Raw genomic sequence first — 1,879 nt, 5'->3', positions numbered from 1 at the left:
TGCCGGCACCGGCGATGATCCACCACCATGCCAAGGCCGATATTGCTATTAGGCCGGCAAGAACGATCATTCGTTCTCGCCGAACGATGCTTTCCGTAACCGTCTGGTCAGGCATATCGGTGATCAGGCTGCTGCCGCCTCGATCACGCCTTTATCGCAAAGATGAATTTCTGCAAATTGGGCGTAACTGTCGGTCAGTTCCATTGCGACGCCGGCCGTTGATTTTCCGGAAGCGCTGCCGACTTCGGCAAGGCGGTATTCGAAGCCATGAGGCAGATCAATACGCGCCCGATGTTCGGCCCCAGTCACTGGGTTCTTGATCGGCTCACCCGTCATCTCGATGAGGTTTGGTATCCTCAGGTGACCTCGCCTAGCATCGACATCGACAGCAAAATCGATCGGGGCATAAATCGTATCGAGCTTGCGGGGAGCCATAGCACTGAACACCCACCACATCGTGGCCATGTCGTCGGTGTCATCACCCCGCATAATCGCTTCCATTGCCGCACGCTGTGCATCGCTAGCAGTTTCATCGATGATGAATTGCATCGTCCCATCGCCCTCGTGGATGGGACCGGGCCAACTCGCGACAAGTGCTGTCCGAACGCCGTCGAGTTTCGTCGCTCCGTAGTGTCCGGTGTCGATCTGATAGCCCACGATCGCACGGCAGTTTCCATGGGTGGGAAGCGCATTGAACTGGCAAGGGCACCCGTAAGCGCAGTTGCAGTTGACGAGTTCTCGTCCGTGGATCGACCATTCTGTCCGGGTCATCGCAACACCTTTGCTGAAAGAAAATCTGAACTCAAACGAACCGACCAAATGTACTGGCCAGCCTCAACGATATGGCTGCTTGCCTCAGCTAACAAGTGCGCCTGTGACATCCTACGTCCGCCCTACCCTCATCTGGTGACCATGCGCGGACCCCTGACGATCCCACGCGATCTTCATGAGCTGACGGATACCCTACTCTCGCTTGGAGCCAGCGTCGGGCAAATAAACGACAACAGCAGCTATACACGAGCCGGATAGATTTTGTGGTTGGACGCGGCTACATTCCTGCCAGGGAGGATTGCCATGGAACGCCGGCTCGCCGCCATTCTGCTGACAGATATCGTCGGCTATTCGCGGCTCATGGGGCTCGATGAGGAAGGTACGATTGCACGCCAAATGGCCCACCGTGAGGATGTATTCGATCCAAAGATCGCCGCGCACGGGGGCCGAATCGTCAAGACGACGGGTGACGGCCTGTTGGCCGAGTTCCCGAGTGTCGTGGATGCCGTCAGGTGCGCCGTGGAGGTGCAGCAGGAATTCGCAAAGCGTGATGGGGCGGTGCCCGATGATAGACGCATCCGTTACCGTATCGGGATCAACCTTGGTGATATTGTCATCGACAGCAACGACATTCTTGGAGACGGCGTCAACGTCGCAGCCCGCCTTGAATCTCTGGCGGAGCCTGGGGGGATCTGCATCTCGGGTACGGCCTACGAGCATCTCGCCGGGAAGGTTGATGTTTGTTTTGAGGATGCCGGCGAGCAGCGAGTAAAGAATGTTCCAAGGCCGATCCATGTCTGGCGCTGGCAATCCGGAGCAGCATCCAACAAAAAGCGCTCGTTGATCGCTCCATTCGGTAGAGGCCTTATTCTCGCAGCATCCGGGTTTGTGCTGGTCGGCGCCCTTTCTGGTCTTGTGTGGTGGCAGTTTTGGAGCCCGGCCACGCGGATACTGTCCGGTCAAGAGCCTACACTGACGACGAGAACCGAGAAGCCGGTAATTGCTGTTCTTCCATTCGAAAATATCAGTCAGAGACCCGAGCAGGATTATTTCAGTGACGGGATTACTCAGGACATAATTACGGACCTCTCGCGAATTTCGGGCCTCT

General features: G+C 56.7%; 2 protein-coding genes. One reads left to right on the top strand and one right to left on the bottom strand.

The window, feature by feature from the left end; genetic code table 11:
- Window positions 1–123: 123 nt before the first annotated feature.
- Complete coding sequence (locus AC33YF_RS13830) at window positions 124–771, bottom strand: DUF1326 domain-containing protein (protein ID WP_491777796.1); 648 nt, start codon at window positions 769–771, stop codon at window positions 124–126.
- Between the two features lie 303 nt (window positions 772–1,074).
- Between AC33YF_RS13830 and AC33YF_RS13825 the strand changes: the two genes are divergently transcribed.
- The coding region (locus AC33YF_RS13825) for an adenylate/guanylate cyclase domain-containing protein (protein WP_491777795.1) at window positions 1,075–1,879 on the top strand (805 nt) is incomplete at its 3' end.

It is taken from the genome of Methyloceanibacter sp. (assembly GCF_058506495.1).
Note: the sequence above shows the minus strand (reverse complement) of the source record. Positions and strands in the feature narration are given on the sequence as shown.